The organism is Streptomyces sp. NPDC037054 (genome assembly GCF_055606745.1).
This window is the reverse complement of record NZ_JBVJSJ010000003.1, coordinates 550,622-577,114: the sequence shown is the minus strand read 5'-3', so window position 1 is coordinate 577,114 and position 26,493 is coordinate 550,622. Positions and strand designations below refer to the sequence as shown.

Annotated in this window: 21 protein-coding genes and 3 pseudogenes; 7 read left to right on the top strand and 17 right to left on the bottom strand. The window is 70.3% G+C overall.

Translation table 11 applies throughout. From position 1 onward, the window contains the following. Position 1 precedes the first annotated feature (1 nt). Positions 2-839, top strand: a pseudogene (locus tag ACZ7D7_RS10750) (oleate hydratase). Between the two features lie 235 nt (positions 840-1,074). On the opposite strand, the pseudogene ACZ7D7_RS10745 reads toward ACZ7D7_RS10750, so the two are convergent. Both ACZ7D7_RS10745 and ACZ7D7_RS10740 read right to left on the bottom strand, forming a co-directional pair. Continuing rightward, positions 1,075-1,203: pseudogene (locus ACZ7D7_RS10745) on the bottom strand (IS5 family transposase); the annotation flags it as partial. Positions 1,204-1,963: 760 nt separating this feature from the next. After that, positions 1,964-3,043 carry a PucR family transcriptional regulator gene (locus ACZ7D7_RS10740; protein WP_470823706.1) on the bottom strand — a complete coding sequence of 360 codons (1,080 nt, stop codon included), beginning with the start codon at positions 3,041-3,043 and terminating at the stop codon, positions 1,964-1,966. Between the two features lie 384 nt (positions 3,044-3,427). On the opposite strand from ACZ7D7_RS10740, the gene ACZ7D7_RS10735 reads away from it, so the two are divergent. Together ACZ7D7_RS10735 and nhaA are read left to right on the top strand one after the other, a co-directional pair. Then, entirely contained in the window at positions 3,428-3,889 is a 462-nt protein-coding gene (locus ACZ7D7_RS10735) for a CBS domain-containing protein (RefSeq protein WP_470823650.1), read from the top strand. Between the two features lie 44 nt (positions 3,890-3,933). Continuing rightward, positions 3,934-5,307, top strand: a complete 1,374-nt coding sequence (nhaA, locus tag ACZ7D7_RS10730) for a Na+/H+ antiporter NhaA (protein ID WP_470823649.1) — start codon at positions 3,934-3,936, stop codon at positions 5,305-5,307. Positions 5,308-5,489: 182 nt separating this feature from the next. On the opposite strand, the gene ACZ7D7_RS10725 is transcribed toward nhaA, so the two are convergent. The 3 genes from ACZ7D7_RS10725 to ACZ7D7_RS10715 form a co-directional block, all read right to left on the bottom strand. Then, entirely contained in the window at positions 5,490-5,999 is a 510-nt protein-coding gene (locus ACZ7D7_RS10725) for a gluconokinase (protein WP_470823648.1), read from the bottom strand. Positions 6,000-6,026: 27 nt separating this feature from the next. Then, on the bottom strand, positions 6,027-7,073 hold the full coding sequence (locus tag ACZ7D7_RS10720; RefSeq protein ID WP_470823647.1) for a glucose 1-dehydrogenase: 1,047 nt from the start codon (positions 7,071-7,073) through the stop codon (positions 6,027-6,029). 274 nt (positions 7,074-7,347) lie between these two features. Further along, positions 7,348-7,611, bottom strand: a complete 264-nt coding sequence (locus tag ACZ7D7_RS10715) for a hypothetical protein (RefSeq protein ID WP_470823646.1) — start codon at positions 7,609-7,611, stop codon at positions 7,348-7,350. Between the two features lie 412 nt (positions 7,612-8,023). Here ACZ7D7_RS10715 and ACZ7D7_RS10710 point away from each other — a divergent pair, with 412 nt between their 5' ends. Next, a complete protein-coding gene (locus ACZ7D7_RS10710; RefSeq protein WP_470823645.1) occupies positions 8,024-9,088 on the top strand; it encodes a LacI family DNA-binding transcriptional regulator in 1,065 nt (354 codons plus the stop codon). Here the strand turns inward: ACZ7D7_RS10710 and ACZ7D7_RS10705 are convergent. Genes ACZ7D7_RS10705 through ACZ7D7_RS10690 form a run of 4 tightly spaced genes read right to left on the bottom strand, consistent with a single transcriptional unit; the run spans position 9,048 to position 13,672 of the window. Continuing rightward, entirely contained in the window at positions 9,048-10,454 is a 1,407-nt protein-coding gene (locus ACZ7D7_RS10705; RefSeq protein ID WP_470823643.1) for a glycoside hydrolase family 32 protein, read from the bottom strand. The genes ACZ7D7_RS10710 and ACZ7D7_RS10705 overlap by 41 nt on opposite strands. Then, on the bottom strand, positions 10,451-11,305 hold the full coding sequence (locus tag ACZ7D7_RS10700) for a carbohydrate ABC transporter permease (RefSeq protein ID WP_470823642.1): 855 nt from the start codon (positions 11,303-11,305) through the stop codon (positions 10,451-10,453). Before ACZ7D7_RS10700 ends, ACZ7D7_RS10705 begins: the two co-directional genes overlap by 4 nt. Positions 11,306-11,321: 16 nt before the next feature. Continuing rightward, positions 11,322-12,272 carry a carbohydrate ABC transporter permease gene (locus ACZ7D7_RS10695; protein WP_470823641.1) on the bottom strand — a complete coding sequence of 317 codons (951 nt, stop codon included), beginning with the start codon at positions 12,270-12,272 and terminating at the stop codon, positions 11,322-11,324. Next, positions 12,269-13,672 carry an extracellular solute-binding protein gene (locus ACZ7D7_RS10690; protein WP_470823640.1) on the bottom strand — a complete coding sequence of 468 codons (1,404 nt, stop codon included), beginning with the start codon at positions 13,670-13,672 and terminating at the stop codon, positions 12,269-12,271. The genes ACZ7D7_RS10695 and ACZ7D7_RS10690 overlap by 4 nt, the downstream gene beginning before the upstream one ends. A gap of 158 nt (positions 13,673-13,830) precedes the next feature. Between ACZ7D7_RS10690 and ACZ7D7_RS10685 the strand changes: the two genes are divergently transcribed. The 3 genes and pseudogenes from ACZ7D7_RS10685 to ACZ7D7_RS10675 all read left to right on the top strand — a co-directional run bounded on the left by ACZ7D7_RS10685 (position 13,831) and on the right by ACZ7D7_RS10675 (position 16,136). Continuing rightward, positions 13,831-15,384, top strand: a complete 1,554-nt coding sequence (locus ACZ7D7_RS10685; protein WP_470823639.1) for a glycoside hydrolase family 32 protein — start codon at positions 13,831-13,833, stop codon at positions 15,382-15,384. A 160-nt stretch (positions 15,385-15,544) separates the two neighbouring features. After that, a pseudogene (locus ACZ7D7_RS10680) lies at positions 15,545-15,700 on the top strand (alpha/beta fold hydrolase); the annotation flags it as partial. Positions 15,701-15,863: 163 nt separating this feature from the next. Beyond that, entirely contained in the window at positions 15,864-16,136 is a 273-nt protein-coding gene (locus tag ACZ7D7_RS10675) for an alpha/beta fold hydrolase (protein ID WP_470823709.1), read from the top strand. A 65-nt stretch (positions 16,137-16,201) separates the two neighbouring features. On the opposite strand, the gene ACZ7D7_RS10670 is transcribed toward ACZ7D7_RS10675, so the two are convergent. From ACZ7D7_RS10670 to ACZ7D7_RS10635, 8 genes are all read right to left on the bottom strand, one after another. After that, on the bottom strand, positions 16,202-17,209 hold the full coding sequence (locus tag ACZ7D7_RS10670) for a winged helix-turn-helix domain-containing protein (protein ID WP_470823637.1): 1,008 nt from the start codon (positions 17,207-17,209) through the stop codon (positions 16,202-16,204). A 159-nt stretch (positions 17,210-17,368) separates the two neighbouring features. Continuing rightward, on the bottom strand, positions 17,369-18,340 hold the full coding sequence (locus ACZ7D7_RS10665) for a lysylphosphatidylglycerol synthase domain-containing protein (RefSeq protein WP_470823636.1): 972 nt from the start codon (positions 18,338-18,340) through the stop codon (positions 17,369-17,371). Then, positions 18,333-19,706 (bottom strand): glycosyltransferase family 4 protein, encoded by a 1,374-nt coding sequence (locus ACZ7D7_RS10660; RefSeq protein ID WP_470823635.1) that lies wholly within the window; start codon positions 19,704-19,706, stop codon positions 18,333-18,335. The genes ACZ7D7_RS10665 and ACZ7D7_RS10660 overlap by 8 nt, the downstream gene beginning before the upstream one ends. 53 nt (positions 19,707-19,759) lie before the next feature. Beyond that, complete coding sequence (locus ACZ7D7_RS10655; RefSeq protein WP_470823633.1) at positions 19,760-20,626, bottom strand: UbiA prenyltransferase family protein; 867 nt, start codon at positions 20,624-20,626, stop codon at positions 19,760-19,762. 188 nt (positions 20,627-20,814) lie between these two features. Continuing rightward, positions 20,815-21,951, bottom strand: coding sequence for a glycosyltransferase (locus tag ACZ7D7_RS10650; protein ID WP_470823632.1), 1,137 nt, complete (start codon positions 21,949-21,951; stop codon positions 20,815-20,817). A gap of 56 nt (positions 21,952-22,007) precedes the next feature. Then, positions 22,008-23,069, bottom strand: coding sequence for an endonuclease/exonuclease/phosphatase family protein (locus ACZ7D7_RS10645; RefSeq protein WP_470823631.1), 1,062 nt, complete (start codon positions 23,067-23,069; stop codon positions 22,008-22,010). A gap of 185 nt (positions 23,070-23,254) precedes the next feature. After that, on the bottom strand, positions 23,255-24,352 hold the full coding sequence (locus ACZ7D7_RS10640; RefSeq protein ID WP_470823630.1) for an NAD-dependent epimerase/dehydratase family protein: 1,098 nt from the start codon (positions 24,350-24,352) through the stop codon (positions 23,255-23,257). Next, positions 24,346-25,773, bottom strand: a complete 1,428-nt coding sequence (locus ACZ7D7_RS10635) for an aspartate aminotransferase family protein (protein ID WP_470823705.1) — start codon at positions 25,771-25,773, stop codon at positions 24,346-24,348. The genes ACZ7D7_RS10640 and ACZ7D7_RS10635 overlap by 7 nt, the downstream gene beginning before the upstream one ends. Positions 25,774-26,493: the final 720 nt, after the last annotated feature.

Below are 26,493 nucleotides of genomic sequence, written 5' to 3'. Positions count from 1 at the left end.
CATGACCGACTCGACCAGCCTCGGCTCACGCTTCACTGCTCCGCCGCCCCCCACCCGGAACTCGAACGCCTGGCTGCTCTGGCACCGGCTGGCCAGGGGCGGCGACGACTTCGGCAATCCCGACGCCTTCGACAAGCACGTCAAGGAGTCCCGCCGGGAGTCGTTCACCGGCACCACCGAGGATCCCGCCCTCCTGGACGTGCTCGCTGAGTTCAGCGGCCGGGAGACCGGCCGGGGCGGGCCGATGACGTTCACCGACTCCAACTGGCTGCTCACCATCACCGCGGGCCGCCGGCCCGTCTACCGCGACCAGCCCGAAGACGTCTCCGTCTGGTGGGGCTACGGCCTGCGCCCCGGCCGCGTCGGCAACCACACGCCCAAGCCAATGACGATGTGCTCCGGCCGGGAGATCCTCGAAGAGGTCCTGCACCACATGCCCTCCGACGACGCGGTGGCGGCACGTGTAGTCGAGAGCTCCACCGTCCTGCCTGATGCCGTACATCACCAGCCAGTTCCTGACGCGCCGCCGCGACGACCGTCCCAAGGTGGTACCCGAGGGCTCGGTCAGCCTCGCCTCCATCGGCCAGTTCGCCGAAGTGCCCGACGACGTGGTCTGCACCGTCGAGTGCTCCCTGCGCACCGCCTGGACAGCCATGTCCCAGCTCCTCGGCCTCGACAGAAGACCGCCCGAGGTCTACAAGGGCCACCAAGATCCCCACGTGATGGCCGCCGCTTTGGAGACCATGTACCGCCGGCAGTCCGGATCGCGACCACGGCGACGGGACCGCAAGACGTTCGATGTAACTCCCGGCCACGGAAGACGCATCGATGACCAGTGAGAACGTGTCCGAGTTCGAGGATGACAAGTCCACCAGCACGGTGTCGGCAACGTGGCCCGCGTCGGCCTCGGTCGTCACGGACCGCGCCGCCGCCCAACGTCGCGTCAGTCGTGGCCGTGGATCGTGTCGGATGAACTGTGGGAGCTGATCGAGCCGTTGTTGCCGGAGCCGGGGTGTCCCGCCAGCGGGCGAAGAAGGCGTAGACGCGCGGCCAGGGCGGGAAGTCCGCCGGCATCGCCCGCCACTTGATGCCGTTGTCGACGAGGTAGCGCACCGCGTCGATCATCTGCCGGTGGCAGTAGCCCTCCGGACGCCCGCCGCGGCCCGACAGCCAGCCCGGAACCGGCAGCAGATCCTTCCCCACAGCCCACCCGGCATCGCTCCTGTCCGAGCTGTATCGGGGCCGGCGCTGCGGCCGGTCGACAGCGTTCCCGAACCTGTGGGCGAGGCAGTCACACCCACGAGTGGACGAACTGGACCCGGCGACCACGACCACGCGACACTTCGACAACAGGGCCTCTTGCTCCTCGCTGGACTCGACATCCGCGAGCTACCAAGAGGCCCTTCCTTCATGCACCCGCTCGGGACAACTCACCCGAACAGACTCCCCTTCTACCTGTCCGACCGCACGAGCAGATAGAGAACAGGCAGTTAGCAACTAACATCCCGGACCTTGAGGCCTCCTCATCACCCCGACGCCCCGATCCTCGACATCCCCAGGCGGCTCGCCGACCGGCTCGTAAGTGTCGGCGAACGACCGTCTGCCGACACTCGGGACGACGGAACTTGCTGGTGGGCAATGTCGGCAACTCGTGCCGGAAGGCGACGTCGGTCAACGGCCCGTCCGATGGATTCCGACACACGCTCGTCCGCAGTCGTCGGAGTGGCTCGCCTCGCCGTACGAGCATCCGGTCTCAGAGGCCGCCCCGGCGAGATTGTCGGCCACGATCTCGAGCCCGGTGGTCTGCCGGACCGCCTGTTCCAAGGTCCTGAGCTGCTCATACCGGCTGGCAAAGCGCTCGTCATGGTCATCACTGGGCGCCTCGCCGGACAGCTCACCGGCAGCCACTCCCCCCCCCCCCACCCGGTGATCGACGGTCTTGCACCATCGAGCGCGCGGTCGATCACTCGGAGGGCTGAAGTGGGCGCGCGGGCCAGTCCAGGAGGCGGGCGCCGAGTGCGGCGGTCTGCAGGACGTAGCGCTGGTCGGGATCCGTGGGATCGTGGCCGGTGAGCTGCCGGATGCGGGTCAGCCGGTAGGTGACGGTGCGTGCGCTCACCGCGAGTCTCCGCGCCGTGGTGGTGTTCTGACAGCCGTTGGCGAAGTACGCGGTGAGGGTCTCCAGGAGGGTCCTGGGGCCGCCGCGTGCGTGCTCGAGCCCGCCGAGGACGGTCGCCACCAGGTCGGTGATGGCGGCCCGGTCCCTGCCGAGGACCTGGAAGACGAGCAGGTCGGAGGCGTGCACCAGGGGAGGGCTCAAGCCGAGCTGGGTGGCGAGGTCGAGGGTGCTGCGTGCCTCGCGGTAGGAGTGGACGACGCCGCTGGGGCCGGGGCGCGGGCGGCTGATGGCGACCCGGCACCGCTCGTCGACCGCGTGGTGTACGGCAGTGGCGAAGAATTCGGGAGCCTCGGGCTCCACACCGGGCGACACGCACACCAGCAGGCTGTCCTTGGTGGTGATCAGTACGTCCTTCGCGCTGAACCGGGCGGTCAGCGCCTCTTCGACATACCGTGTGGTGTCGTCGCCGGCCCCGAAGGGCCGGCCTGCCCGGGCGACGGCCACGCTGTGAGGGCCTGCGAGTCGCAGCCCGAATCGCTCCGCCCGTTCGGCGAGGCGACCGAGGTCGGACCGGCCGTCGAGGAGATCGTCGACGAACTCCCGCCGCATCGCCTCCTCGCCTCGGATCGCCGCACGGTGGGCTGTCTCGTAGCCCTCGGTCAGCGCCACCGTCGTATCGCCGACCGCCGTGATGAGGGCGGAACCGATCTCTCTCAGCTCCCCGGCGTCGAGGGCCTTCAAGGGATCCGACAGATCCGTCCAGATCCGGCAGACCGAGCCGAGGTATGCGGCGATCAGGAACCGCAGTGCCGTGCCACGGTCCGCCGCTGCGGAGGCGAGCTGCCGCAGCGCTTCGAGGTCCTCGACGGGCACTCCCCGCTTGGTGAGGGAGGAGTCGGCGAGCCGTTTCAGGTGGCGCTGCATGTCCGCCGTCAGGGTGTCGTCGTCCGTCGTGCCCGTCATGTCCGGTGCGGTGGTGCCGGCGGTCGGCGTGGTGGGACGCGGACCCTGGGGGCGTCGTTGCGTCGGCATGCTCCCATTTTGCCGAGGTGCGGCAAGTTCGGGAGGGCCGAGAGGGCCGTGATTGGGCCGACTCGGCAGGCGTCCCGCCGGGTGGCACGGGTATTCCGCAGGTAAAGCGCCCGATGGCAAGAAGTAGAGCGCCTGCGCCCGGTGACAAGCCCGTACAGGGGATGCCCGCCCAGCCCCGAGGCCTGCTCCGCCGGCCAGTGCCCGTGCGGCGGGACGGTGCCCGTGCGGTCGAGCGGCGCGAGCGACGAGCCACCGACTCCCCGAGTGAGGAGCCCCATGCGTGCACGTGATCTCGCGCAGCCCTACGTCGCGGTCAGCAAGGACGCCGACGTTCTGGAGGCGGTGCGGCTGCTCGCCGAGAACGACCTGCCCGGCCTGCTCGTTCTCGAGCCCGACGGGCGGCCGTACACGACGCTGCCCGCCTCCGACCTCGTCAGAACCCTGGTGCCCGGCTACGTCCAGGAGGACCGCGTACTCGCCGAAGTGATCGACGAACCCCACGCCGACCGCCTGGTCCGGGCTCTCGCAGGCACGAGACTCGTCGACTGCCTGCCCGTCGGCCGGCCGGCCCCGCCCACCGCCGATCCGGACTGCACCGCCATGGAGATCGCGGAACTGATGGCCCGCACCCGAAGTCCCCTGGTCGCCGTCGTCGAGCGCGGCGCCGGAACGGACCCCGCCCGCCTCCTGGGCGTCATCACGGCCGCACACCTGCTGAGACAGCTCCTCGAGGTCTGAGCGCCCGCCGACCGGGACCACCGGGTCAGCGAAAGGTCAGCCGCATGTCCCGTCACCACCGCAAGAACCGCACCGTCCTCGGCCGTCTCCCGCTGCCGGAGCGCAGGTTCGTGGTGGCTGCGCTGCGCACGGAGACGGTCGGCGGCGTCGTCCTGCTGGTCGCGGCGGCCGTGGCACTGGTGTGGGCCAACACGCCGTGGAGCGAGACCTACGAGACCGTACGGGACTTCCACTTCGGCATCGGGGCTCTGGGCCTGGACCTGTCGGTCGCCCACTGGACGTCCGACGGGCTGCTGGCCGTCTTCTTCTTCGTCGCGGGCGCGGAACTCAAACGCGAACTGGTGGTCGGCGAACTGCGGCACCCGCGAACCGCGGCGCTCCCGGTCATCGCGGCGGCCTGCGGCATGGCCGTACCGGCCCTCGTCTACGGCCTCGTCGCCGTCGGCCTGGGCGGCACGTGGAACGGCTGGGCCGTCCCCATGGCCACGGACATCGCTTTCGCGCTGGGCGTCCTCGCGGTGATCGACACACACCTGCCCTCCTCGCTGCGCGCCTTCCTGCTGACGCTGGCGGTGGTCGACGACCTGGGTGCCGTCGTCGTCATCGCTCTGTTCTACACGTCGACGATCAACCTGGCCGCCCTCATCGGCGCCGTCGTCGGCCTCGGACTCTTCTTCCACCTGCACGACCGGCGGCGCGTGCACGGCTGGTACTGGTACGTGCCGCTCGCCCTGGTGATCTGGGGCCTCACGCACGCCAGCGGCGTCCACGCCACCGTGGCCGGTGTCGCCATGGGACTCCTGCTGCGGGTCGCGGAGGACGGTGAACAGGGCCGGCGCCCCGCGGAGTGGATCGCGCACCTGGTGCGCCCGGTCTCCGCCGGAGTGGCCGTCCCACTGTTCGCGCTGTTCGCGGCCGGGGTCGGCGTTTCCGGCGACACCCTGAAGAACGTCATCGGCCAACCCGAACCGATGGGCGTGGCGCTGGGCCTGGCCGCCGGAAAGGTACTCGGCGTCTTCGGCGGTTCCTACCTCGCCGTCCGCTTCACCCGAGCCCGGCTCAGCCCGGACCTCGCCTGGGCGGACGTGCTGGCCGTGTCCACGCTGGCCGGCATCGGCTTCACCGTCTCGCTGCTGATCGGTGAACTCGCCTATCCAGGTGCCGCGGACCTCGAACAGATCAAGGCGGCCGTCCTTCTCGGTTCCCTGACCTCCGCACTCCTGGCCTCCGTCCTCCTGCGGCTGCGGAACAACCGCTACCGGCAGCTCTACGAGGAGGACAACCGCGACCGGAACGCCGACGGCGTCCCCGACGTCCACCAGCGGACCGGCCCGGTCCAGCCGAACGCCACCGGCGCCGCGCAGGCAACGGACGGACACCGTCAGTGTTCCGAGGACGACAACCCGGCCGACGCCTGAGTCCCCCGGAACGGCTTCGGTCACGGGCGGGTCGCCGGGCAGTTCCGCGGTGAACCCGACAACGGGCTCGTGCTGTCACGCCCGAGTGGCCCGATGGCCGACCGCCTTGCCGTCCACGAGCAACGCGGTCTCGCGCACGCCGTGGAGGAGGGCCACGGCGTGGTGAACGCCGAGGCCGCGGCTCACGAGGCGGTGGCGGCGGCGTGGGCGAGGGCGGTGGTCTCCTCGGGTGTCCCGTCGATCGGGACGACCGCGCCCGCTTCCTCCTCGCCCAGCGGTTCCAGGTCGGCGAACTGCGTACGGAGCAGGTCGGGCGGCATGAAATGGCCCCGTCGAGCGGTGATCCGCGCGGCGATCAGCTCGGGTGAGCCGTCGAGGTGGAGGAAGAAGACGTCCGGCGCGGCGGAGGCCAGTCGGTCGCGGTAGCGACGTTTGAGCGCCGAGCACGTCACCACTCCGCCACTGCCGGCGTGACCGACCAGCCATCGTGCGATCTCGTCCAGCCAGGGGCGGCGGTCTTCGTCGTCGAGGGGGTGGCCGGCTCGCATCTTCGCCACATTGGGCGCGGGGTGGAAGTCGTCCCCCTCGGCGTACGGGACACCGAGGCGTTGTGCCAGGAGTTGGCCCACGGTGGTCTTTCCCGAACCGGACACGCCCATGACGACGACCAACGGAGCGGTGTGGTGAGACATCCAGAACCTTCCTCGGGATCTTGCCGCCTACAGTTCGACGATGACCTTGACGTCGTCCGGTTGTGGCGCGAACGCCTCCGCCGCGTGTTCCAGAGGCACCCGCCGGGTGATCATGCGATCGAGCCATGACAGGTCGGCCTTCGCCAGCGCGTCGGCGGCCTGGCGGTAGTGACGCAGGTTGGCGTTGACCGAGCCCACCACCGCGTCGTTCTGCAGCACGATCTCCCTGTTGATCGCTCCCGCGTCGACCGTCGTCCTGCGACCGGCGGGCGACACACCGGTCAGGCACACCACTCCGTAGGGCGGAGTGCCGGTCAGCGAGGCGAGGACGGGCGTGTTCGCGCCCGTGGCCTCGATGACGACGTCCGGGCGGACGGCGGAGACGACCTGCTCGACGTCCTCCGCGTGGTAGGTGGCGCCCAGGTCCCGCACGAGCGCGGGCTTGGGCCCTTCGGCGACCCGGTCGAGCACATGCACCTGCAGTCCGCGCTGTGCGCCCAGGAGGGCGGCCAGCAGACCGATGGGCCCGGCACCCGTGACCAGAGCGCGACGCGGCTCGAACCACGAACGGGCACCGACCCGCTCGACCTGTTCCCACGCCTTCGCCACCACGGTGGCCGGCTCCATGAGAACACCGACCCGCTCCAGGTACGGCGCCAGCTTCACCGCGTAGTCGGCTTCCACGCACCAGGCCTGGGCGCCGTAGCCGTCGATCTCCTTGATGCCGCGTTCGGTGTAGCGGCCGTTGCGGCACATGTCGAACTCTCCCCGTGCGCAGGCCCCGCACGGCTCGGGGTCCGGCCGGCGCACCACCCCGGCGACCAGGTCACCGGCCGAGAAGCCGCTGCCGGGCGGCGCCTGCCGCACCCGCCCCAGGGACTCGTGTCCCAGGACCAGCCGCTCACGGCCGGGCGGGGCCCAGCCGTACTCGCCGCGGGCGATCTCCCTGTCCGTTCCGCACACCCCCACCGACAGGGCCCGCACCAGCAGTTCATCGTCCGCCGGGACGGGGTCGGGCACCTCCCGCACCTCGACGGACTCCTTCACACCGGGCCGCACGGTCAACGCACGCATCGCCAGCCTCGTCCCTCTCGTCGTGCGGCGCCTCATGTCGTGCGCGCGCCGCTGCTTGACGTGTGTCCCGCTCGGAGAGTTTCAGCACGACTTCGTGCAAGACGCGCGGCAAGACGTCGACGAGAACCGACCAGCACGACAGTCCCCCGCAAGGCCTGCGACCGCTCCCGGCCGAAAGCGGTGGCCCGCCCACAGCACAGCACTCCGCGTCCCGGACCGCTAGCAGCCGGCCTGCAACAGCCACGAGCCGCCTCGCTCCACGGGACGACCCGGTTCACGCCGGCCGATTCCCATCCACGGCCTTGTTGCGACGGCGCTCCCACCGCCGGGACAGGAACGCCGCCAGAACCGAGCCGACCACGAGCGGTCCCGCGACCCAGCGGATCACGTCCACCGGCCGGCCCGGTTCCCCGCCGGCGACCAGGGCCACCGACTGGACGGCGAGGGCGATCCCCAGCAGCACATAGCCGAGCCCCCAGGCGCGGACCGCCCACACGGGTCCCTGGATCGGCTCCGGTGGCCGCCGGGGTCGGAGCACGGCCCGCCATCCCAACCACACGCACCCCAGGCCCATAGCCGCGCTGAGTACGTCCACGGCTCCGTCCAGCACCTCTGCCACGGTCCCGAGCATCCTCGCCTTCCAGCCCCAGTCTCACTCCGGCGGCCCTCAGAACGCCGGGCCCCGGCTCGTGATGATGACCGCCCTGGCACGGTCCCTGCACCTGTCGAGCACGGCAGACGACCTGCGTGAGTGCTTTCCGGTGCCCGGCAACCTGGACACCCGCCACATGCCCCCCGGGGGCAGGTAGGCGTCTCTGGCGCACCAGGCGACGCAAGCCCGCCCCGCCCGCCGGGCGCCCGCGGTCGTTCCCTCGCGCCGCCCCGGGCACACGGTGCCGGATAGGGTGACCGCAGGTCGGCATACGAGTGGGACGAGGGCAGCGGACGGCATGGCAGGCGCGCAGGACAAGCACACGTCGGGGTCCGGGCGCCCCACGTCCCGGGACGTGGCCCGGCTCGCCGGGGTGTCGCACACGGCCGTCTCGTTCGTGTTCAACGGCCGCGCCGAGGGCAACCTCTCCCCCGCCACACAGGAACGCATCCGGCACGCCGCCGCCCAGCTCGGCTACCGCCCCGACCCCGTGGCCCGCGGCCTGCGCCGCCGCCGCACGGCCGTGATCGGCCTGGTCACCGACGAGATCGCCTCGACGCCGTTCGCGGGCCGGCTGCTGCGCGGCGCCATGGAGACGGCCTGGGACAGCGAACACCTGGTCCTCACCGTGGACTCGGGCGGCGACCCGGCCAAGGAGGACGCGGCCGTCGCCGAGCTCCTCGACCGTCGGGTCGACGGCATCATCTACGCGGCGATGTCCCTGCGTCGCGTGAGCGTCCCGGAGGGCCTGCACCGCACCCTCTCCGTCCTCGCCAACTGCCTGCCCGAGGACGGCTCGCTGCCCGCCGTCGTCCCCGCCGAACGCTCCGGCGGCCGTGCGGCGGCGCGGCTGCTCCTCGATCAAGGTCACCGCAGGGTCGCGGTCGTCGGCGGCGCGCACGACATCGCCTCGGTGGAGCGGTTGCAGGGCTTCCGTGACGCGCTGCGCGCCGAAGGGGTCACGGTCCCCCGGGAATGGGTGGTGCGGACCGGGGGCGAGATCTCCAGCGGGTACGAGGGCGCCCTGCGGCTGCTCGAAGGCGCGGCCGCAGGGGCGCACCCCACTGGGCTGTTCTGTTACAACGACCGGGTCGCGGCGGGCGTCCTGCACGCCGCGGCCCGGCTCGGTCTCGACGTGCCCGGTGACGTGTCGGTCGTCGGTTACGACGACCAGGAGCACATGGCGGCGTTCCTGTCCCCGCCCCTGACGACGGTCGCGCTGCCGCACCGGGCGATGGGCGAGGCAGCGGTGCGGCTGCTGCTCGACGCCATCGGAACGGGCCGGGCGCCGAGCCCCACCGTGCGGCGCCTGGCCTGCCCTGTCATCGACCGGGAGTCGGTGGGACCTGCTCCCACCCGGTGACGGACGCCCCGGCGCCGGTCACGAGGAGTTCCGGCACGTCGTCCGGGCGGTGGTAGACCCGCTCGGTGATCATGGCGCGGTCGCCGGCGAACACCTCGTAGAGCGATCCGTCGACGAGGACACGGACCGCGAGTTCCGCCCCGCCCGGTACGCGTGCGACGACCGGTGCGTCGTCCTGGTGCGCGGTGCGCGGCCAGCCGCCGCGGTCGAGGGTCACGGTGCCCTGCCCGGGGTCCACGCGGACGGTCAGTTCCGCGCCCGACGCCGAACGCAGCAGTCGTACGGTGGTCGCTTCGCGGGCGGTGACGGTCAGGTCGTAGGCCCGCGGCAGGGTTGTCGGGGCCGGCGTCGTGGCGAACGGCTCGACGGAGCGCAGGAGTTGGAGCTCGGGGGCGGGGGTGACCCGCAGGGTTCCGTCCGGGTGGACGTCGACGACGCGGGGCACGGTGAGGACGCCGGCCCAGCCGGCGCGGTCGACCTCGTCCTGTTCGCGGGACTCCCATGACCAGCCCCACATCAGGGCGCGATCCGCCTCCTGGAGCACCGCGGGCGCGTAGAAGTCGCGGCCGTGGTCGAGACGCCCGCCCACATGGGCCGCGAAGCGCAGTCCGCCGTCCCGGCCCGGCTCCAGACGGCCCGTCAGGTAACCGGTGCCGCACGGCTCGTCGTCCCAGAGCGACACCACCAGCACCCAGTCGCCGTCCGGCGTCTCGCACAGTTGCGGGCACTCCCAGCCGACCGCCCCGGCGCCGAACGCGGCCGTGGCGACGGGGTCGTTGCCGTCGGCCAGGACACCGGCGAACCGCCAGTCGGACAGCTCGACGCAGTCGTACAGCAGCACGGAGGGCGTGCCGTCGGCGTGGCCGGCGCCGACCAGCGCCCAGCGTCTGCCGCCGTGCCGGAAGACGAACGGGTCGCGGAACATCACCACGTCCAGCCCGTCCGGCGGACCCGCCACCACCGGCGTCGGCAGCGGCTTCCACTCGGTCAGCGCCTCGTCGTCCGGGTCGGCCGCCGGTGCCAGGCAGATGGTGCCGAGGCCGGTGTGGTCACGGTCGACGCCGGTGTAGACGGCGGTCGGCACGCCGTCGTCGTCGACCACGCAGCCGGACCAGCAGCCCGCCTCGTCGGGGCCGCCCGGGGTCGGGGTGAGCGCGATCGGATGGTGCTGCCAGCGGGCGAGGTCGGGGCTGGAGACGTGGCCCCAGTGGACGTTGGTGTGCACCGGGGCGTCCGGGTTGTGCTGGTAGAAGAGGTGGTAGCGGCCGCGCCAACGGAACGGGCCGTTGGGGTCGTTGATCCAGTTGGCGGGCGGGCGGACCCGGAAGCGGGGGGCGTTCGGGTCCTGGGACGGGGCGGGGCTCAACGGTTGACTCCTGCGGAGGTGATGCCCTCACGAAGAGGGCGCTGGCCGACGACGAACACGGCGACGGCGGGGATCATGGAGAGCACGACGCCGGCGAGCACCACGGAGATGGAGCCGGTGCCGAGGTTGCCCTGGAGCGAGACGAGGCCCAGCGGCAGCGTGTAGTTCTGGGCGGAGGTCTCCAGGATCAGCGGGCGGAAGAACTCGTTCCAGTGGTAGTTGAAGGCGAGGACGCCGACGATCGCGAGTCCGGGCGCGGCGAGCGGTGCGTACACGGACCGGAACACCCGCCAGGGCCCCGCCCCGTCGAGCATGGCCGCCTCACCGAGGTCCTTGGGCATGCCGAGGAAGTACTGGCGCATGAGGAAGGTGCCGAACGCGGTGGGGAAGGCCGGGATGATCAGGCCGAGCAGGGTGTCGGTCAGGCTCATCGACTTCAGCACCAGGAACACCGGCACGATCGTGACCTGGAGCGGCACCATCATGGTGGCCAGCACCAGGGCGAACAGCGACTTCTTGAAGCGGAACTCCAGGCGGGCGAAGGCGTATCCGGCCAGTCCCGCGGTGATCATCTGGCCCACCGCGATCAGCGCGGTCACCAGCGTGGAGTTCAGGGCGAGCAGCCATACGTCGATCTGGTCGAAGACGCCGCTGTAGGCCTCGGTGGTCGGGCTGGTCGGGATGATCCGCGGGGGCAGGTCGAAGGACTCGGCGGGGGTGCGCAGCGAGGTGGACACGGTCCAGATGACCGGGCCCAGGGTGAGCAGCGCGCACACGGTCAGTCCGGCGATCCGCGCCCACGGCGCGAGGGAGTGCCGTACGCGGGCGGCGGTCGGGGTCGGTTGGCTCATGGGACTCACACCCGGCTCACTGGTAGTGGACGAAACGCCGGCTGAGCCGGAACTGGAGGGCGGTGACCGCCATGATCAGCACGAACAGCAGCACGCCCACCGCGGACGCCGTACCGAAGCGGAGCTGCTCGAAGGCGGTCTCGTAGATGACCATCACGACGGTGCGGGTGGAGTCGCCGGGGCCGCCGTTGGTCAGCACGTAGGGCTGCTCGAAGACCTGGAGGGCGTTGATGATGCCGACCACGGAGGCCACGAGCAGGGTGGGTGACAGCAGCGGCAGTGTGACGTGCAGGTGCTTGCGCAGGCCGGTCGCGCCGTCGAGGGAGGCGGCCTCGTGGATCTCCTTGGGGATGTTGTTCAGGCCGCCGACGAACAGCAGGAACGAGAAGCCGAACTGCTGCCAGACGTAGACCAGGACAACCGCGGCCATCGCCCCGCTCTCGGAGGTCAGCCAGGGCACGGGGGCGATTCCCACGAGGCCGAGCAGCCAGTTCACGACTCCGAAGTCCTGGTTGAACAGGTACTTCATCACCACTGAGATGGAGGCGGCGGACAGCACCAGCGGGAAGAAGAACGCCGACCGGAACGCCGAGCGCAGCCACACCGGCATCCGCCCGTTCACGGCGAGTGCCAGCACCAGCGCGATCAGCAGTTGCAGCGCCACCGCCAGCACCATGAACAGCAGCGTGTTCCCGAAGGAGACGAGCACGGTGGAGTCGGTGAACGCCTCCCGGTAGTTCGCCCCGCCGGCGAAGCTCGGGGAGTCGATCACGTTCCAGTGGAACAGGCTGAGCACCACCGAGCCGACGATCGGTACGACCGTGAAGACCACGATGCCGACGACGGTGGGCGCCAGGAACAGCGTCGCCAGCAGCCGGGTGCCGCGCTCGCGCGCCGAGGGCCCTACCGGGGCGGCGGGCGGGGCGGCCTGCTCGGGCCGGACGGCCGGGATCCCGGTGTTCGTCATGCGTCACGCTCCATGGCCTTCTCCAGGTCGCCCTGCAGCCGGCGCAGCGCGGGTCGCACCGAGCGCGGGGAGGCCAGGGCGGTGCCGGTGTGCTTCAGCAGCACCTGTTCGACCTCGGCGACCTGTGGGGGCGCCGGGATCGGTCCGGTGTCGGGGAACTGGTCGAGGGTGCCGTAGAAGACGTCCCAGTGCTTCGGGCCGGTCTCCCGGTAGCGCTCGGCGGTGAGCATCGAGCGGCGCGCCGGGGTGGTCTGGTTGGCCTGGAACAGCCGGGTGAGGGTGTCCTTGCGGGCGGCGTACTTGATGAACTCCCACGCCTCGTCCTGCCGCTTTGAGGTGCGCAGCATGGCGTAGCCGGCCGCGCCGAACTGGTGGCGCCGGGTGCGCCAGCGCGGGAAGTACTGCACGTCGTAGCCGGTCGGCTTCATCCCGGCCAGGCTCAGGCCGCCGGCCCAGAAGCCGCCCGCCGGGGTGACTCCGACGCGGCCGGTGGAGAACACGCCGACCAGGTTGTTGCCGTTGCCGCCCTCGGGGCGGGTGCACAGGCCGTCCCGGATCAGGGAGGCGAGGTACTCGTACGTCTCCTCGACCCGGTCGTCGGTGACCTGGGGGGTGGTCCAGCGGAAGCCTCCGCCGCGGCCCTGGCGCTGGTCGGCCGGGTAGAAGCTGTTCCACAGCCAGTCGCCGCCGGGTGCCTTCGACTCCGTGAGGAGGTTGGTGCCGTTGGCGAACAGCCACGGCACGACGCCGCCCCACAGGCGGTTGGTCCAGAAGTAGGGGGTGAAGTGGGAGCCGCTGGTGCGCTTCATCCGGCGCAGCAGGTCGGTGAAGTCGTCGCGGGTCCAGTCCGGCGGCGGGAAGTCCGCGTCGGCCCGGCGCAGCACCTGCCGGTTGAGGTAGATGTCGGCGGCGTTGAACTCCACGGGCAGCTGGTAGAGGCTGCCCTCGTACATCATCGACTCCACCAGCGAGGGGTGGACGTCGGCGAAGTACTCGCGCAGCTCGGCGGCGTCCCGCTCGACCCAGCGGTCCAGTGGCACGCCGAGGCGCCGGGCGAAGAGCTGCACGCCCTCGGTGGCGACGTACACGAGGTCGGGGGCGGTGCCCGCGGCGATCTGGGTGAGGATCTTCGCGAAGAAGTCGGACCAGTCGACCGCCTGTACCGCGTTGACCCGCAGCTTGATGTCGGGGTGAATCTTGCGGAACCCCTCGCCGAGGAAGCGGACGGCGGCCTGGTCGAAGGCGGAGCCGAGGGTGGCGACGACGAGGGATCCGTCGTCGCGGCCCGGGATGTCGGCTCCGGTGAGCCGGTCCCAGCGGGCGGCGGTACCGGTCACCGCGGCCGCCCCGGCTCCGTAGGCGCCGTACCGCAGCAGTGTGCGGCGGGTGAGATGGTTCATCGGCGAGCCTAACTCGTGTTAGTCGGGTGCTGATGTCCCAGATGATGAGAACCGCGTTACACGCCTGTCAAGAGCCTGGAACGACTTGACCTTTAACGAGTTAGGTCTACAGTCCTGGTTCACATGAGCCGCCGTCCCGACGAAGGGATTGATGTGTGATGCGTGGCATGTCCAGGAGAGCGCTGTTCGCGGGTTCGGCGGCGGGGGCGACGGCAGCGCTGCTGCCCGCAGGCCCCGCCGCGGCGAAGCCCCGGGCCGGGGCCGCCGGCTGCGCGAGCTACCGCGCCCGGTACCACTTCACGGTGCCCGACCAGTGGAAGAACGACCCGCAGCGCCCCATCTGGATCGACGGCGAGTACCACTACTACTACCTGTACAACCCGGACTACTTCACCGGCGGGACCACGTCCGGCACCGCCTGGCGGCTGGTCACCAGTACCGACCTCGTCAGGTTCACCGACCGGGGCACGGCCGTGCCCAAGGACACCACGCCCAACGGCGACGTGTGGTCCGGCTCGGCGGTCGTGGACACCGGCGACACGGCCGGGTTCGGCGCGGGCGCGGTCGTCGTGCTGGCCACCATGGAGCCCGTCGAGGGCACCAACAGCCAGGCCCAGTACCTGTACTACTCCATCGACGGCGGGCGCACCTTCACCCACCACGGCACCGACCCGGTGCTGCCCAACCCGGGCGTGCGCGACTTCCGCGACCCCAAGGTGATCCGCGACGAGGAACGCGGACGGTGGGTGATGGTGCTGGCCGAGCACACCAAGGTCGGCTTCTACCACTCGGAGAACCTGAAGTCCTGGACGTACGTCGGCGGCTTCGTCAAGGAGGGCATCGGGGTCCTGGAGTGCCCCGACCTGTTCCGGATCACCGCCGAGGACGGCTCGGCGAAGTGGGTGCTGGGTGTGAGCGCCAACGCCAAGGCGTCCGGGCAGCCCAACACCTACGCCTACTGGACCGGCGCCTTCGACGGCACCACCTTCACGCCGGACACCGCCGACCCGCAGTGGCTCGACCACGGCTGGGACTGGTATGGCGCCGTCACCTTCGAGAAGCGGGACGCGGCCGGCCGCCTCGACGAGCGCACCCGCCACGCGATCGGCTGGCTGAACAACTGGGACTACGCGAACACCACGCCCACGATCGACACCGACGGCTTCAACGGCACCGACTCGATCGTCCGCGAGGTCACCCTCGAGCGCGCGTCCTCCGGCGCGTACTACCTGGCGTCACGGCCGGTGTCCGCGCTGGACTCGTACGTGTCGCGCACCGTGCGGCTCGGCGACCTGGAGGTCAACGGGATCCGGGTGCTGGACTACAAGGGCACGGCGTACGAGGTGAGCTGCGAGATCACCTGGGACCAGGTGACCGGCGCCGGGCTTCAGCTGCGCCGGTCGGGCGACGGGAGCCGCCACGTCGACGCGGGCGTGTACCAGGACTACGCCTTCCTCAACCGCAGGACCGCCGCCAACCCGGACACCTCCGGGAAGTGGCAGGAGAGCAAGAGCCCGTTCGACCCGGCGGCGCGCCGCGCACGGCTGCGGATCCTGGTGGACCGGACGTCGGTGGAGATGTTCGTCGACGACGGCCGGTACGTGCACACCTCCGAGGTGTTCCCGTATCTCATCGACACCGGGCTCGCCCTGTTCACCATCGGAGGCGGGGCGGTGTTCCGTGACGTGGTGATCCGCGAGTTCACGGTGTGAGGCGGCAGGCCCGGCGCGGTCACCGCCGCGGACGCGCGCTGTCGGCGGCGACGACCTGCACTTCCACGTCAGCCCGGTTCTCCGGACCGTCCCACACGGAGTGGTTCGGCCGCTGGTGAACGCGGGTCCCCCGGCGGGATCACCCGCCTGTCCTCCGGCCATGGTTGACCAACGATCGGTCGACGTCGGCGGGGTCCGGCTGGCTTGTCGGGTGGCGGGTCCGCCGGATGCTCCGCCGCTCGTCCTGTTGCACGCGCTGGGCGAGGATGCCACCGACTGGGAGGCGGTTGTGCCCGCCCTCGCCCGGAGCCGAAGGGTGTATGCCCTCGATCTTCGCGGTCACGGGCGAAGCGACTGGCCGGGGGACTACTCGCTCGAACTCATGCAGGCCGATGTGCTCCAACGGACGTCCCATCCCGCGGCCCCGGGAGCCGAGTACCCCGGCCAGGCCGGACGGGGCCCTGGCCTTCGACTGGGAGATGGTACTGGCCGTCAGGCGGCAGATCGACCAGCCCGATCCCGGGTGGCTGGAGCGACTCGGCCGGATCACCGCCAAGACGCTCGTGCTCGCCGGGGGCCCGCACAGCCATGTTCCCCAGGACGGCGTCGCCGAGCTCGCCCGCCGCATCCCCGGCGGGCGAGTGGTCACCATCCCGGTGGGACACCCGATCCACCGCGCGGCACCGGAGCCGTTCACCGAGGTGGTTTCGGCGTTCCTGCAGGAGAGCGTCCGTCCTGCCCGCCGACCATGAGCCGCGGTCACAGGCCGTGAGGTGGAGACGGCCACACGGGTGTCGTGCCGTGCGGTGGGCTGAACTCACGCACCTGAGGCATCGAGCAGGGCGTGGGCTACGGCGGTGGCGCTGTGCGCGACCATCTTGCCGTTCCGGACCGTGTGGAGCAGCCCGGCACCGCGCAGGGCGGCCGCGTGCTCGCTCGCACTGGCCGCCGCGATGCCCACGGTCGCCGCCAGCTCCGTGGTGGAGCAGCCCGGACGGTTCACTACGGTCATCAGTACGGTCGCCCGGGTGCGGCCGAGGATCGCGGCCAGCGAACGGGAGGCCGTGGGCAGACAACCAGTCAGCACGTCATGGAGCGGGCGCCCGGCCGAGCCGCGGCCTGTTCCGGCGGGAAAGGTGAGGAAGGGCTGGGGTTCGGCGTCGGGGTCGATCACAGAGGCGTCGATCCCGAACACCGATGGTATGAGCAGCAAACCACGGCCCTGCAGACGCAGATCTCCGTCGATGCCGGAGGCCATCGTGACTTCCAGTACAGGGGGTCGCCACCGCACCCAGCGCGGATTCACCCGGGCCAGGACGCCCGCCATCCCGCCGGACAGCACGTGCCGTGCCCGTACGGCACTGTCCGCCGCTGTCAGAGCCGTGATGCGCTGCCAGTACGGCCGCACAAGGGAGTCGTACGTGTGGTTCAGGGCTCCGCCGAGCCGGCGCAGCGTGTCGGGATCGTCTGCGAGGTGACGCACCCATGACGGCAACTTCCGGCCTTCGGCCAGATGTTCCAGTTCGGCCCGTAGTTGGGCACGCGGCGTCGCGACCACCCGCTCGAGGAGTTCCTCCGGCGTGCCCTGTCCGGCAGGGACGAGGAAGCCCGGAGCCCATCCCCGTACGGGGATCAGGTCCAGCACCATACGGGCCTGAGGATTGAGCGTCCTGGCAACCTCGCGGCGCCAGGCCTGCAGGTACATCGTGTGTTTCATGCATTGCAACTGCCGCACGGCGATGCTGAGTTCCAGCAAGGGGTTGGGCTTCGCCGCAATCCGGGTTCGGGCGAGGTCGTCGACGGTGAAGTGAATCCTGTACGGCATGTGCCCCCCGTGGCCTGTGAACGCCACCATCTTCAGGGGGCCCGGTGTGAAAGCGGCAGGCCAAAATCCGCCGTTGCGGTTCGGGGTCGTGGGCCCGGCGCGGTCGGGCTGCCGAGCCGCGTTCGTCCTTCCCGTTGGTGCAACGGTCTGTGGTGAACTTCACGACGCGGACGACCCGCTGTGCTTCGTGATGGTGTCGGGGCGCCAGAGTCTGGATGCCATGGCCAGCGCGCACACGCCGCTGGCCAGCAGGTCCGTCAACAGGCAGACGGCGCGGCTGGCCAACGCCACGGCTGTGGCCGCGGTGACGGGCAGCACCTGGGAGAGGGTTCCGATCAGGACCATCTCCCGGATCAGGGCGCCGTCGGGGAGTACCACGACCACCGAGCTGATTCCCGTTGCCAGTGCGAACGCTCCGATGCTGATCACCAGAGACTGCCCCGCGGGAGCACCCATGGGGAGCGTGAGCACCCACAGATGGAGGCCGGAGACCAGACGGCAGGCGAGCTGCCACCCGATGGCCGCGCGGATCTGCCGTCCCGAGCCGGATGCCGTCAGCTCCCGGCGCAGCAGGCGGGCGGCTGCCTGGGCCGCCCGCCCCACCAGTGACGGCCGCACCAGCACGAAGGCCAGCGACGCGGCCGGGAACAGCAGCAGCCAGGTCCAGGGGCCGAGCATCGGGGGTGCTGCCAGGCTGCCGACGACCATTCCGGTCAGCAGCACGACCGGGACGTTGAGCAGCCAGACGGCGACGGTGACCAGTGCTCCGACACCGACGCCTTCGGCGAGTCGGGCATGCGTGAGAGCCACCCAGATCGCTCCGGGTGCGTATTTGGCGCTCATTCCGACGAAGTACACGCCGGCGGCGGTGCGGCGGGGCAGGGGGTGCCCCAGGTCGGCGAGGAGACTGCGCCAGGACATCATGGCGCACAGCAGTGCTGCCACATTGACCGCGCAGGAGATCAGCAGAAAGGGCAAGGCCCGAAGGGTCACCAGAGCGCGTGTGGCCGACCAGTCCTGTTCACGGAGGGCCAGCACGAGCCCGGCGGCGATGAGGCAGGCCAGTGCCCAGCCCGCCGATGGCCGTCGGCGAGGCCGCGAGCGCCGTCGGCGGCTGCTGGTGTCATCCATGACGGGGCTCCCGGCGCGTCAGGCTCTCGTACAGGCCGAGAGTGCGAGTGACGGTGCCCGGCCAGCGGAAGTTCTGGCGGGCGTGGATCCGGCCGCGGGCGGCCAGGCGTGCGGCCTCGGCGGGGTCGTCCAGCAGTCGGCATACGAGAGCTGCCAGTTCGTCGGGGGTGTCGTCGCGCATCCTCAGCGCCGCCGGGCCGTGGCCGCCCTCGGCGTCGGAGATCAGCGCGGAGAAGCCGGGTCCGAGCACCACCGGGGCTGCCAGGGCCATGGCCTCGACGGAGACCAGCCCGAACGGCTCGTAGCGGGAGGGGAAGACGCAGGCGTCGGCTGCGAGATAGTGGCGGCGTACGTCCTCCTGGGGCAGGTAGCGATGGTAGACGTGTGTCCGGTCCTCGATGCCGAGTCCGGTGACCAGCCGGTCCACCGCCGCGTCCTGGTCCGTGCCGACGAGGCCGACGCCGAGCATCACCAGGTGAACGCCGGGATGGCGGCGGGCGACCGCGGGCAGGGCGTGCAGCAGCGTGGGGACGCCTTTGACCGGACTGAGCCGGCCGGCGAAGACCAGCAAGGGGGTGTCGGGGGGAAGCCCGAGTTCCGCTCGGAGCCCGGCTCGTGCTCGTTCCCGTTCGTGCTTGAGCTCCTCGTCGTGCGACTTCGAGCCGGCCGGTACGGCACTGGTGTCGCAGCCGAGCGGGACCGCACTGGTGTCGCAGCCGTGCGGGATGACGCTGATGCGCTCCGCCCGCCAGCCGTGCGCGACAGCCAGGTGCTTCAGCTCCGGTGTGGGCACGACGATCCGGGCCGCGACTCGGGCGAGGAGCCGCTGGGTGGTGTCGATCAGCCGGAAGGAATCGGTCACGTCGGGCTGTTCGACCATGGTCGTCTCGGTGTTGTGGACGTGATAGACCACGGGCAGTCGCAGCACGGTGGCCGCGAGGATTCCGGCCAGGGCACTCTGCCAGTCGTGCACGGCCACCACGGTGCCCGGCCGGCGGGCTCGCACGAGTGCGGGCAGTACGGCCAGGTTGAAGGCGAGCAGGGAGAGCGCGAACAGGGCCCGGCCGCTGGGTGCCAGATGGTTCTTCGGTGCCTCGATGCGCCGCTTGAGCCGGCGCGGCAGCCAGGGCCGCCGGATCGTCACGGAGCCATGCCTCTCCCGGCGGGGGAGGTTCGCCGGGCAGTTCAGGGTGTACAGCGTCAACGGCACGTCGTCGCGCTCGCGTTGCGCCCATTGGACGAACCGCTGTGCGTACTCCGCCAGGCCGCCTGCGGTCCAGGGCGGGTACTGGTGGCACACCATGATCACCCGCTGCAGCGGGGAGCCTGGTGGGCCGGTGCCGGCGGCCGGGCTTGGGCGACTCAAGTGGATCATCCTCTCTTGGCGGCCCTCATGGGTGTGATTGCGGAGCCTCGGGGTCACAGAAACCGGCCGGCGGTCAGACTGAACAGCCACAGAATGGCGTTGATCACGAGCGGTGGGTCCGTGAGGACGTCACGGCCCGGCTCTTCACTGGTGCGGCGCATTGCTGTCAGCTGCAGGTAGCGGCACAGGGCGAAGATGGCGAGAGGCATGGTGACGACGGCCGTCACGGCAGCGCGCGGATGCGCTGCGGACAGGACGAACAGTTCGTAGCCGATCAGCGTGGCGGCCAGCAGCAGGGCAATCAACTGGTCGAGCAGGGAGACCGAGTACCCCCTGAGGGCGGGCCGCTGCGCAGCCGCCCGTTCCTGGAGGCCGGCGGCGACGAGTTCGTGGCGTCGCTTGCCGAGCGCCATCAGGAGGCATGCGCAGTACACGGATATGATCAGCGGCGGGTTGAACGGGGCCGAGACCACCAGGCAGCCCGCCACCGCCCGGAGGGCGAAGCCGATCGCTATCACGCTGACGTCGACCAGCGGGAAGTGCTTCAGTGCCAGGCAGTAGGCCAGATTGAGCATCACGTATGCGGCTGTGACGGCCTGCACCGCCGGCGGCAGCAGTGCGCCGCAGACGGCCAGTACCGTCAGGCAGCCCGCACCCAGCAGCGCGGCGCCGAGTGGGCCCACCCGGCCGCTGGCCAGCGGCCGGTGGCGTTTGACCGGGTGCAGCCGGTCCTGCTTGCGGTCGAGCCAGTCGTTGACGACGTAGACCGCGGCGGAGGCCGCCGTGAACGCGGCCAATGTGGCGAGTGCCCCCGCGAAGTGGTGCAGGAGCGCCGCGGGGTCGACGGCGAACGGGATGACGAGGACGAAGACGTTCTTCACCCACTGGCGGGGGCGCAGCAGCACCAGCGCTGCCGGCATGCGGGAGCGCCGGGGCGTGGTGCGTGATGTGCCGTGCCGGAGTGAGGCGTGCGGGCCGTTCGCCGCGTGGGCCGGTTCGGCAGGAGCCGTCGCAGGCGCTGTCGAGGGTACGGGGACCCCGGCACCGGACGGTGTGGCTGTGGCCGGAGCGCCCTGGTCGCTCACGGTGTCTCCGCTGCTCAGCCGCTTCACGGCCGACTGCCGCTCAGGAGCTCCCGGAACGCCTCTTCGTGCGCGTCGAGGAACGCCTCTCCGCCGAAGAGCTTTGTCGCTGCTTCGCGTCCCGACTGGCGGTCCTCGGCGGGGAGTTCGGCCATTTCCAGGATCGCCGCACGCAACGCCTGCGGGTCTCTGGGTGGTACGAGCCGTCCGAAGCCCGTGGCCGCGACGGGGTAGCGGGAACCGGGCAGTTCCGTGCTCACCGGGGGGATGCCGGCCATCATCGCCTCGACCTGGACGATGCCGAAGGACTCCGAGACGGAGGGCAGCGCGAAAACGTCGATCGAGGCGTAGAAGTCTCGTACCGCTTCGCCTCGCAGCAGGCCGGTGAAGCGGATCCGCTGGTCGTCGCCGGCCTCCTGCCGGAGCTGGGCGATGTTGCTGCCGCCTGCCACGGTGGTGTAGTCCCCCGCGATCAGCAGTCGTGCGCGGGGGTCGTCGATGGAGCGGAAGGCCCGTATGAGGTATTCGATGCCCTTGTCCACGGTGATGCGGCCCATGAAGCCGATGTGCAGCCCGTTCCCGTCGCGCAGCCGGGGCGTGCCGCCGTCGCGGTCCACGCAGGGCGAGGAAATGGGCAGCAGCCTGCGGCGCCTGATGGTGGGCCAGATGCGGGACCCGCGTGCCTGGTCCTCGCTGTTCGTGATGACCAGGTCCGCCCTCCGTACGGCCGCCTTGCACGACTGGTCGACGGCCCACATCCCGAAGCGGTTGATGGGGCTGTCGGGCAGGAAGACGTCAATGTGGTAGGTGACGACCAGCCGGGCGTTGCGTTTGAGGGCGGCGACGAACGCGGCTTCGGGGTTGGGCAGATGGACGTGGACGATGTTCGAGCGGGCCGCCAGGCGTCTGGCGAGCAGGGGCAGTTGAGGGCTGATGAAGCCCCTGCTGATCCGGGCGAGTACCGGCGCCCTGAAGACGTGGACGCCGTTGACGACTTCGTGACGGGCGAGCCCCGGATCGTGCTGGGCACAGACCACCGCGACCTTCCAGCCACGGCCGGCGAGCCCTTCGGCGGTCAGCCGCGCGGCTTCTGTGAGACCGCTGACGTACGGGCTGTAGTAGTCGAGCATCACCGTCACATCGAACCTGTCAGGTTGCAGCACGGTGCGTCCCCCTCTTTCTGTGTCTGGTCTGGTGTCTCCCGGCGGACGGAAAGGCTCTAGTCCGGGACGATCAGGCGGATCTTCTGAGCCGAGTGGTCGGAGAGGGCCTCGCCACCGCCGAGGCGGTAACTGGCGACGCCCAGGTCCTTTGATGTGAAGAGCCAGTCGAAGCGCCACAGCCGGGGCAGCAGGCGCCATGTTCCGGGCAGTGAGCAGGTGCCGTCGCAGGCGGGCCAGGAGTGGCCGGGGAACAGGGAGCCGGTCGGGTTGTGCGGCCGGCTGCCGGCTCCGAGCGGATAGCGGTTCATCCAGGCGTTGTTGAAGTCTCCGGCCACGACGGCCGGGTGGGGGTTGTCGGCCAGGTCCGCGCGCAGGTCGCGGTATTCCCGCAGCCACCATTTCCCCTGATCCGTGCTGGCCCGGTGGAAGCGGCTCCACCCGTACTGCAGGTCGCAGGGCCGGAAACGGATCGGCAGGTGCACGTTGTAGAAGGAGACGGTGCGCCGGCCCACCCGGATGTCGGTCCGCTGCGCCTTCGACCCCTTCCAGTACCAGTCGTCGCCCGTGGCCGGGACGTCCTGATGGGGCGCCGCGACGACGGGCAACCGGGTCAGGGTGATCAACTCGCCCTGCACGAGCAGGCGGTAGCCGGGAAAGAGCGCGCGCAACCGGGCCGAGTCGTCGATACGGACGGGACTTGTGCACCGCTTCCGCTCGTCCCTGTGCGTGTAGTTCCAGTTGAGGTACTCGTGCAGGAGATACACATCGGCGTCCTGGCGGCGCAGGAAGGCGTAGAAGTCTTCCTTGTTGTCGGCCGCCATCTGCCAGTAGTCCGCGGACCAGGCGAAGACCTTGACCTCGGTGCCCCGGGTGCCGCCCGCGGTCGTGCCCGTCCATCCGAAGCCGGCCAGATGTGCTCCGGCGAGCAACAGGAGTACCAGGACCACGGAGAGCCGGCGGCGCACCGGCGGCGCGAACGGTACGAGGGTGAGCAGCAGCAGCGGCACCGCTACCGCGGTCAGCGGCGGCATGATCTCGACGACGTGCCACGGCCACCAGCGGCCGGTGAGCAGGACGTGCAGGGCGAGGAAGACCGCCCAGACCGCGGTGCCGGCCACCAGCAGTCGCGTTCCCCGGCACCATCCGCGTCCGGCCAGTGCGCCTTGCGGTGCGTCCGGTACGGGTACCGGTGCGTCCGGTACGGGTACCGGTGCGTCCCCTGCGGGTACCGGTACGTCCCCTCCGGTGTCCCCCTTGGCCGGGAGCACGGAGGAGTCACCTCCCGGCGTGTCCGTGGCGGCCATCAGAAGAACACCTTCGCGAGGCCGAGCACGCCCTGCCGCCACGGGTCCCGGCTGGTCCGCCCACCGCCCTTGCCCGCCGGTTCGCCTGCCGCTGTCGCCCGTTGTGTGCGCCACCAGTCGTAGGTGCGGAGAATGGCGTCCTGGTTGGTCAACCGGGGGTGGAAGCCAAGCTTCTCCCGGGCCTTGTCGACGCTGACGTAGGAGTCGGCGAGCAGCTTGGACACGAGCCTGCCGTACACGGGGGACAGCTTCGTCCGCTCCAGTACGCGCAGGACCGCCACCGCTGGTCCGGCAGGCACCGACACCACACGCCTGCCGTGCCCCGCGGTGTCCAGCACGCGCTGGAAGTCCTCCCGCAGGGTGCCGAATTCGGCGGCGCCGATGTTGTACGTGTCGCAGGCCACCTCGTCCGGGGCGCGCAGCACCTCCAGTACCGCGTCGACGAGGTCGTCCAGGCCCAGCATCTGGATGCGCACGTCGCCCTTCCCGAGCACGGGAAAGTGCCTGCCTTCCTCGGCCCACTGGAAGAGCATGTCGAACAGCCCCATCCTTCCGGGGCCCAGGAAGGTCTTGGGCCGCAGGACCGGCAGGCACATGCCCGCCGCCCGGTAGCGCTCGACGACCTTCTCCGCTTCCGCCTTCGCGGAGCTGTAGGGGTCCACCGGTTCAAGCGGATGGTCCTCGGGCGTGGGTACCAGCCGGGGCAGTCCGTAGACGGCGGTCGAGGAGATGTGCAGCACTCTGGGCACGGCCGCGGCGCGGGCCGCCTCCAGGACCGTGGTGGTGCCTTCGACAATGATCGATCTTATGTCCGCCGCGGGGTAGCTGGGCAGCGCGGAGGCGCAGTGCACCACGGCGTCGGCGCCGCGGAAGGCTTCGGCGAGAGCGTCCGCGTCGCGGATGTCGCCGGTGAACGGCTTCAGCGCGGATCTTGTGGGCAGCGGCTTCAGGTCGAACGCGCGGACCTCGCTGTCCACCGCCAGCAGGCGGTTCACGAGGTGTGCGCCGAGTACGCCGGCTGCACCGGTGACGGCGACATGTTTCGGGAGAGCGGTTCGAGCCGGCGACGGCAGCCCGTGCAGGGGGTCGGTCACCACGAGCTCACCCGCTCCCGTATGAAGCGTCCGAGCAGCCGGTTCATGCCCTCGGTGAGGGTGGCGTCCAGCGCGCCGAGGAACCGTTCGGCCTCTTCGGGGACTGCCACCAGCGGCGGACTCACGACCAGCGGACTACGGCCGTTGAGGGTGTTGTAGGTGTAGATGTCATGCTTGCGGTACAGCGTGTCGATGACCGCCGCGGTGATGATCTTCGTACGGATCAGCGGGTCCTTGGCCAGGTCTCCGGCCGGCAGCTTGCCGATGAGGTCCAGTACCTTGGGCCCGCCGGAGAGGAACACCCCGTAGAGCGCACCGGAGCCGCGCACGTCGGTGATCAGGTCGGGATGGCTCTTCATGAGGCGCTCCAGACCCGGCTGCAGTACCGCTTCCAGAGCCCGGGCCCGGCCCGGGTAGTCGTCCTCGACAGCCACGGCGACGGCCTCGATGGCTGTCGCGGCCTCCTCGCCGAAGCCGTAGTACGTCGTGCTCGTACTCTGCATCATCGCGTCGCCCATGTTGTCGTACGCCTTGCGGAATACCGGCTCACGCGCCACGTAGGCGGAGATGGAGGATTTGCCGCCGCCGAACGACTTCGATGTCGTCACCACGTCGGGCACGAGACCCTCGTACCGGGTGAAGTAGAACATGCTGCCGGTCTTGCCCCAGCCGGTGTAGATCTCGTCGAAGATCAGCACGATGTCCTCGGCCGTGCACAACTCACGGAGTTCCCGCAAGAATTCCTCGGAGCACCAGCGCATGGTCGACGCACTGAACGGCTCGATGAGGAGTGCGTACACTTCGCTGCGGCCTCGAGCGTCCCTGTTCTCTGCGAGGACCCGTCGAACCGAGCCGATGTCGCCGTACTCGAAGGTGCCGATGCCGGGAATGGTGGGGAACGCGAAGTGGTTCTGCGCTCCGCCGGTGAGTCCGCCGGAACCGAGGAGTTTGCCGTGGAAGCTGTTGTCGGCCCGCAGAATCCGGTTCCGCCGGCCACCGTGGTACTTGTACGCCAGCTTGACCGCGCCTTCGACCGCCTCCGCACCGGAATTCGGCAGGAACGATCGGTTCAGGTCACCGGGCAGTACGGCTGCCAAGTTGTGCCCCAGGGCGGCGAGATACGGGGAGAAGTAGGTCTTATGTGTCTCCATGCGCCGCTGTTCCTGAAAGCGTCGGCGTGCGGCGAGAATGCGCGGATGGTTGTGCCCGTGGTTGAGCACGCCGACTCCCCCGGTGAAATCCAGGATCTTCCGGCCGTCGCGCGTGTAGATGTAAGCACCCTCGGCATGGTCGACGAGTTCCCGGCCGAAGCCGAAGGAGGTCATCAACCGGACCTGGCTCTTGTTGATGTAATTGCGGTGGAGTTCGTGTACGTCCTTGATGTCCAGCTTCTCGGCCTCTTCGAGGCTGATGAGATGTGCCATGGGTCCTTCCGATTCGACGTTTGGATTCCCCGACATCCGCGGCGAATTGTCGTGCCAGTTCGGGACGGCCTCAGAGGGCCGCAACCTCGGGTATCAAGAAATCCTGTGAATACCTGCGGACTGGATGTGCCCCTCTCCCCCTGCATCGTTGGTGCGTGTATCCCAGCCCTGAAATGCCGATCAGATCGGTTGCACCGGCGATCTCACTCGTCGTGACGCCGGCAGACGGCACCGGAACGGCAAACGGAATTGATAGGTGCCTACCTGGCGTGAGAGCACGTCCAAGCGGCATTCCCCCCTCTGCACCGGGCTGTCCGAGCGCTCCGGCGCAGACATGCCTGGTCTGAGCCTTCCTTGTCCCCCCCTGTGACGGCTGTGACTCGGCATGCTTACTGCGGTCCCATGGTGGGCAGTCGGCCCGGAGCGCCGCAAAGGTTTCGACGTCGTCCGAATAGTGCAAGTCAACTGCGGTCCGGGACTGGAGCCCGGGAACCGGGCCACGCGCAACAAGCCGCCCCTGGCGACCGTCCCAGGTCCACACAGCCGGTGTTCGACGCCACCTTCCAGACCGGTCCGGATGAGGGTGTTCGCGCTCCTGGAGGCGCCGGGCGAGTCCGGCGGGCGGCGAGGCCGGCGACCAGTTGTCGCCCGCGAGCCGCTGTCGGCTGTTGGCTTCGTCGTCCTGCGCCAGTGGGCGGAGATCCTGGAACGCACTTCCCG

What these genes read in the sequence shown, in the direction of transcription:
- ACZ7D7_RS10720 (WP_470823647.1), bottom strand. Translation starts at nt 7,073, where the DNA reads ATGCGTGCGTTGACCGTGCGGCCCGGTGTGAAGGAGTCCGTCGAGGTG.
- ACZ7D7_RS10635 (WP_470823705.1), bottom strand. Translation starts at nt 25,773, where the DNA reads ATGGCACATCTCATCAGCCTCGAAGAGGCCGAGAAGCTGGACATCAAG.
- ACZ7D7_RS10690 (WP_470823640.1), bottom strand. Translation starts at nt 13,672, where the DNA reads ATGAACCATCTCACCCGCCGCACACTGCTGCGGTACGGCGCCTACGGA.
- ACZ7D7_RS10670 (WP_470823637.1), bottom strand. Translation starts at nt 17,209, where the DNA reads ATGCCGTACAGGATTCACTTCACCGTCGACGACCTCGCCCGAACCCGG.
- ACZ7D7_RS10675 (WP_470823709.1), top strand. Translation starts at nt 15,864, where the DNA reads ATGGTACTGGCCGTCAGGCGGCAGATCGACCAGCCCGATCCCGGGTGG.
- ACZ7D7_RS10700 (WP_470823642.1), bottom strand. Translation starts at nt 11,305, where the DNA reads ATGAGCCAACCGACCCCGACCGCCGCCCGCGTACGGCACTCCCTCGCG.
- ACZ7D7_RS10710 (WP_470823645.1), top strand. Translation starts at nt 8,024, where the DNA reads ATGGCAGGCGCGCAGGACAAGCACACGTCGGGGTCCGGGCGCCCCACG.
- ACZ7D7_RS10735 (WP_470823650.1), top strand. Translation starts at nt 3,428, where the DNA reads ATGCGTGCACGTGATCTCGCGCAGCCCTACGTCGCGGTCAGCAAGGAC.
- nhaA (WP_470823649.1), top strand. Translation starts at nt 3,934, where the DNA reads ATGTCCCGTCACCACCGCAAGAACCGCACCGTCCTCGGCCGTCTCCCG.
- ACZ7D7_RS10695 (WP_470823641.1), bottom strand. Translation starts at nt 12,272, where the DNA reads ATGACGAACACCGGGATCCCGGCCGTCCGGCCCGAGCAGGCCGCCCCG.
- ACZ7D7_RS10655 (WP_470823633.1), bottom strand. Translation starts at nt 20,626, where the DNA reads ATGCCGGCAGCGCTGGTGCTGCTGCGCCCCCGCCAGTGGGTGAAGAAC.
- ACZ7D7_RS10665 (WP_470823636.1), bottom strand. Translation starts at nt 18,340, where the DNA reads ATGGATGACACCAGCAGCCGCCGACGGCGCTCGCGGCCTCGCCGACGG.
- ACZ7D7_RS10740 (WP_470823706.1), bottom strand. Translation starts at nt 3,043, where the DNA reads ATGCAGCGCCACCTGAAACGGCTCGCCGACTCCTCCCTCACCAAGCGG.
- ACZ7D7_RS10685 (WP_470823639.1), top strand. Translation starts at nt 13,831, where the DNA reads ATGCGTGGCATGTCCAGGAGAGCGCTGTTCGCGGGTTCGGCGGCGGGG.
- ACZ7D7_RS10725 (WP_470823648.1), bottom strand. Translation starts at nt 5,999, where the DNA reads ATGTCTCACCACACCGCTCCGTTGGTCGTCGTCATGGGCGTGTCCGGT.